6 protein-coding genes are annotated in these 4,904 nt (G+C 66.5%); 4 read left to right on the forward strand and 2 right to left on the reverse strand.

Annotated elements, in window-relative coordinates; translation table 11 throughout:
• Positions 1-208, forward strand: a 208-nt coding sequence (locus VJ307_09825) for a hypothetical protein (GenBank protein ID HJX74440.1), incomplete at its 5' end; no start/stop codon positions are given.
• Here VJ307_09825 and VJ307_09830 read toward each other — a convergent pair.
• Positions 209-2,197 (reverse strand): ATP-dependent helicase, encoded by a 1,989-nt coding sequence (locus VJ307_09830; GenBank protein HJX74441.1) that lies wholly within the window; start codon positions 2,195-2,197, stop codon positions 209-211.
• Positions 2,187-2,987 (reverse strand): DUF1848 domain-containing protein, encoded by an 801-nt coding sequence (locus VJ307_09835; GenBank protein ID HJX74442.1) that lies wholly within the window; start codon positions 2,985-2,987, stop codon positions 2,187-2,189. Before VJ307_09835 ends, VJ307_09830 begins: the two co-directional genes overlap by 11 nt.
• 207 nt (positions 2,988-3,194) lie before the next feature.
• Between VJ307_09835 and VJ307_09840 the strand changes: the two genes are divergently transcribed.
• The 3 genes from VJ307_09840 to VJ307_09850 all read left to right on the forward strand — a co-directional run.
• Positions 3,195-3,398 (forward strand): cold shock domain-containing protein, encoded by a 204-nt coding sequence (locus VJ307_09840; GenBank protein HJX74443.1) that lies wholly within the window; start codon positions 3,195-3,197, stop codon positions 3,396-3,398.
• Between the two features lie 81 nt (positions 3,399-3,479).
• Positions 3,480-4,160, forward strand: coding sequence for a deoxyribonuclease V (gene nfi, locus VJ307_09845; GenBank protein ID HJX74444.1), 681 nt, complete (start codon positions 3,480-3,482; stop codon positions 4,158-4,160).
• Positions 4,161-4,616: 456 nt separating this feature from the next.
• Positions 4,617-4,904, forward strand: a 288-nt coding sequence (locus tag VJ307_09850) for a hypothetical protein (protein ID HJX74445.1), incomplete at its 3' end; no start/stop codon positions are given.

Raw genomic sequence — 4,904 nt, forward strand, 5'->3', positions numbered from 1 at the left:
GCGGCCCCCGGAGGGCCCCCTTCCGCCGAAAGGGGAACCGTTGGCGCGCGACGACTGGAAATACTACGACGATGACGCCTTCGACGAGGAGGAAAAAGAGAAGCCTTCGGCGGAGAAGCAGTGCCCCCGTTGTCTCCACTGGCTCCCCCGGAAAGACACGTTCTGCAGCTGGTGCGGGAAGGTGTTCGAGGACCGGGACGAATTGTAGCTATTCGATCAGCGCGTACCGGGGAAGAACCCCCGGGGGGATCTCCTCCACGAACCGGGACGGCAGCGAGAGCACCGTGCCGGACGCCCTTTCATAGATGTTGACGGGATAGGTGAGCACCAGCGTGTTCTTCGCCCGGGTCGCCGCGACGTAGAGAAGCCTCCGCTCCTCCTCCATCTCCTCCTCGTCTTCCGCAGCCCGCGACAGCGGCAGTTTTCCGTCCAGCACCCAGATGAGGAAAACGACGCTCCATTCCAGTCCCTTGGCGGAGTGGATCGTGGACAGCGTGAGCGTGTCGTCGTCCCCCTCCGGCGCCACGATGTCCCCCACGGAGGCCTGAGGCGGCTCCAGCGTGACCTCCGCGAGGAAGGAGGAGAGCGACCGGTAGCGCGCGCAGAGGGACTCGAGGTGCTCCAGGTCCTTCAGCCGCCGCGGATAGTCGTCGAACTTCGCCTCCAGGAGAGGACGATAATACGCCAGGACCCGGGCCATCATCTCGGAGGGAGGAAGCGGTTTCTCCGCGAGTTCCCGGATGCACCCGGAAAGCCTTCCCGCCGCCTCCGACGACTTCATCAAGGCGAGCATGGAGAGGACGGGGGCGTAAGACGCCTCCTCGTAGGCGCGGCGCGCCATTTCCGCGCTGCGCTTCCGCCCCACCCCGGGCACGAGCATCAGCGCCCGGGAGAAACTCACGGTGTCCCGCGGGTTCTCGATCAGCCGGAGGTGGGCGATCACGTCTTTCACGTGCGCCGTCTCGAGGAATTTGAAGCCGCCGTATTTCCGGTACGGGATGTGCCTCTTGGCGAGCTCGACCTCGAGGTCGAAGGACAGGTAGGCCGCCCGGAAGAGGACGGCGATCTCCCGGAGGGGGACGCCGTGTTCCTCGTGCAGTTCGAGGATCCGGTCGGCGACGAACATGGATTGTGTCCTCTCGTTCGGAGCGGACAATATCGACGGTTTCTGCCCACCCCCCCGGGAGGTGAAAAGGCGCTTGGGGAACTTCTCCGCCGCCTGGGCGATGATCTCGTTGGTGAAATCGAGGATCGGCTGGACGCTCCGGTAGTTCTCCTCCAGGTAGACCACCTTGGCCCCCGGGAAATCCGAAGGGAAATCGAGGATGTTGCGGAACCGCGCCCCCCGGAAGGAGTAGATGCTCTGGGAGTCGTCTCCCACCGTCATCACGTTGTCGTGGGTGTCCGCCAGAAGCCGCAGGATCTCCGCCTGGATCCGGTTGGTGTCCTGGTACTCGTCGACCAGGATGTGGCGGAACGACTCGGAGACCGTCCTGCGGACCCCCGCGTGCTCCGCCAGGAGGGTGGCGAGGTGGACGAGCAGGTCGTCGTAGTCCATCAGGTTCCGCTCCCGTTTTGCGACCCCGTAGAGACGGTGGATCCTCAGGATGTCGTCCAGGCAATACAGGAAGTGCGGCGCGTTCCGCTCCACGGTGGCGGCGACATCCTCCCCCCGGTTGACCGCCCGGCTGTAGAGGTCCGCGAGGGTCTCCTTCCTCGGGAACCGGACGGTCCTGTGCGCGACGTGGATCTCCTGGCGAAGGAGCCCGACGAGTTCCCCGGAGTCGGCGCGGTCGAGAATGGTGAAGTTCTCGCCGAACCCGATCGCGCCCGCATGGCGGCGCAGGACGGTGTTGGCGAAGGAGTGGAACGTGCCGCCGGACACCCTGTCGCACCGGCGGTCGAGGAGGAGGGAGGCGCGACGGAGCATCTCCTCGGCGGCTCTTCGCGTGAAGGTGAGGAGAAGGACGGAGGGTGGCGGCACGCCGGTTTCCACGAGCCTTGCGACCCGGTAGATGAGGGTGCGGGTTTTTCCCGTCCCGGCCCCCGCGATGACGAGCAGGGGGCCGTTCCCGTGGAGGACCGCCTCCCGCTGCCGCGGGTTGAGAACGCCGTCGTAGTCGACCTTCCCCGGCCCCGCCGGGATTTCCCGGAGGGAATACCGCTTCGTCAGGAAGGGCCGGTCGTCACGCGGCATAGCAATACAGGCAGCCGTGGCGGCAGGTGTGGTAGGAGCCGATGTCCCGGGAAGAGGAGCAGAGGCACCCGGGACGGACCGGGGAGGGGGCCGCGGGGATATCGGCGCAGGGGTACAGACTCCGCAGGTAGCCTCCGTCGACGCAGGCTCCCGGGGGGATTCCCCACCCGGCGAGAAGGGGGCTGCAGCACGAAAGCATCGTGAACCCCCGCGCCCGCCCCAGGGCGACGATCCGCTCCGCGGCGTCTTGCAGGGAAGTCGACGGCTCCCAGATTCCGGGAAACCGGCGGGTCGCCCGCAGGCTTTTGCGATAGGGATGGGCAAGGCTTACGGTGCACCGGGCGGACAGTCCGGAAAGGGCCTCCGAGACCCTGTCGAACCGCGCCACCAGCCGGCCGGCCTCCTCCCCCGGAAGAAGCGGGTCGAACCTCCACAGCACGCGCTGCGGGCCGATCGTCGCAGACAGCCTGCGGAAGGCGGAAACGGCCTCCTCGAAAGGGGGAACGTAAGGTTCGATCTCCCGGGGAAGTCCCGTAACGGTGACATGAAACACGGACGGGAACCCCAGGCGCTCGAGGCGCGCGAGAACCGGGAAGAACGGCCGGGGGTCCCGGGTCCAGAAGACGAACGCGGCCACGCGGTCCCTTTCCAGGGAGACGGAGGCGGACTGGCCGGAATACGGGTTCCGGTATTCCGCGATCCCGCGGGACAGGCGCGAGGAGAACCAGTCCGCGTGGAAGGCGGGGATGTCGGTGCGTCGCGATGCGCTGATGATGACGGGCGGGGTCACAAAGGTATTGTATCACTCCGTCCGCCGGCTATCCTCAAAGGACGGGAATCCGGATCCGTCCCGTTCCATACGGGGAAAAAGAAAAAGTTTCGGAGGGTTTTCTTTGCTTGACATGGGATATTCCGACTGCTAAAGTCTGCTCTGTTTCAAATTTTGGGCACTCCTGCTCAGGTTTGACACGCATATTCAAGAAGGAGGTACACGCAATTGGCTCAAGGTACTGTGAAGTGGTTCAACGACGCGAAGGGGTATGGCTTCATCGCCCAGGAAGGCGGACCGGATGTATTCGTTCACTTCAGCGCCATCAAGGCGGAAGGCTTCAAGTCGTTGAAAGAGGGCGAGCGCGTCGAGTTCGAGATCACGGAAGGCCCCAAGGGACCGCAGGCGGCAAACGTAACCAAGGTGATCTAAGGACAGGGCTAGTGCGCCCCGAGGGGAATAACCCCTTGAAAATTAAAACCCCGGCGAGAAATCGCCGGGGTTTTTGATTTGATGGACCCGGGGAACTCGCTTCCGCCCCACGTGTCCACCCTTGCGGAGGCCCGCACGGTCCAGGAGCGCCTCCGTTCCCTGGTGCGCTTCGCCCCCCTGCTCCTCGACCGGATCCGACTGGTGGGCGCCGCCGACGTGACCTTTCTCGGGGAAAAGGACGTAGTGGCGGCGGCCATCGTCGTGTTCGATCGGTTGTCGCGGACCGTGCTCGAGGAGCAGACCGCCGTCCGGCGCGTCCGGTTCCCCTACGTTCCCGGCTACCTGACCTTCCGCGAGGGACCGGCGGTTTTGGCCGCATGGGAAACGCTTTCCCAAAGGCCCGACGTCATGCTCTTCGACGGGCACGGGGCCGCGCACCCCCGGCGTTTCGGCATCGCCTCCCACATGGGGGTCCTGCTCTCCGTGCCCAGCGTCGGCTGCGCCAAGAAGCGGCTCGTGGGGGAGCATGAAGCGCCCGGGCCGCGCAAGGGGGACACGGCCCCCCTCTTCCTGGAGGGGGAGACCGTCGGGGCCGTCGTCCGGACGAGGGCCGCAGTCAGGCCCGTCTTCGTGTCGCCCGGGCATCTGGCGGACGTGGAATCGTCGGTCCAGCTCGTCCTTTCCCTCTGCTCCCGCTACCGGATCCCCGACCCGGCGAGGCGGGCCCATCAGTTGACGCAGGAGATCCGCAAGGCGAGATAAGGCCATGCGGCGCGCGCCGCATCTGCGCCCCGTTACGAGTGCGCCCGGGACCGGCTTCGCGGCCTCGGAGGGGGCTCCGTTCGTGGCTCGCCGTGCGGTGAACCCGCACGGCTGCGCTCCGGCCTCCCGGGGTCCGTTGCCGAAGAGGCCGTGCACCGAGAGGGTCGATGCGCCGCTTCCGGCGAGGCGCCCGCCCGAAGCGTACCCGCTGCGGTACGGTGAGGGAGGGCAACGAAGCCGGAGCGGATGCAGCGGCCCTCGAATGCCGGGATCTGAGGGAATGGACTCCTGGAGGCCGGTCTCACTCCGCCCTCCTCCTTCGGCCTGCTCCGCCCGAGGCGCACCTCGTTGCGAGGGCGCTTCTGACCGTGGCATCCTCCGACCGGGGACCCGAGGCGCAGCGGGGGGGTTCCACGAAGCGGGGGGACATTCCTATATCGAGTTATACGTTGAGGAGTGTCCCGCCGAAAGGGTGCGGATTCCGTCGAGCGGAAGGTTTCGGGAACGGAGTCCGAAAGCCGCGATTATTTCCCCGGGGGGGCGGGCGTCCCCTGCGGCATCGGGGGGATCGCAGGCTGCCCGACCGGCCCGGGCATCGTCTGCACGGGCGCTGCCCCCTTCATGATGCTGGAGGCGGGCCTGCTCCCGGAAAAGTACGCCAGGAAGAGGGACGTGATCATGAAGACGACCGCGGCCGCGGCGGTCAGTTTGCTCAGGAAGCTGGTGGGTCCGCTCGACCCGAAC

This window comes from Candidatus Deferrimicrobiaceae bacterium, from assembly GCA_035256765.1.
In the GTDB taxonomy this organism is placed as follows: domain Bacteria; phylum Desulfobacterota; class Deferrimicrobia; order Deferrimicrobiales; family Deferrimicrobiaceae; genus CSP1-8.

What these genes read in the sequence shown, in the direction of transcription:
- nfi (HJX74444.1), top strand. Translation starts at nt 3,480, where the DNA reads ATGGACCCGGGGAACTCGCTTCCGCCCCACGTGTCCACCCTTGCGGAG.
- VJ307_09830 (HJX74441.1), bottom strand. Translation starts at nt 2,197, where the DNA reads ATGCCGCGTGACGACCGGCCCTTCCTGACGAAGCGGTATTCCCTCCGG.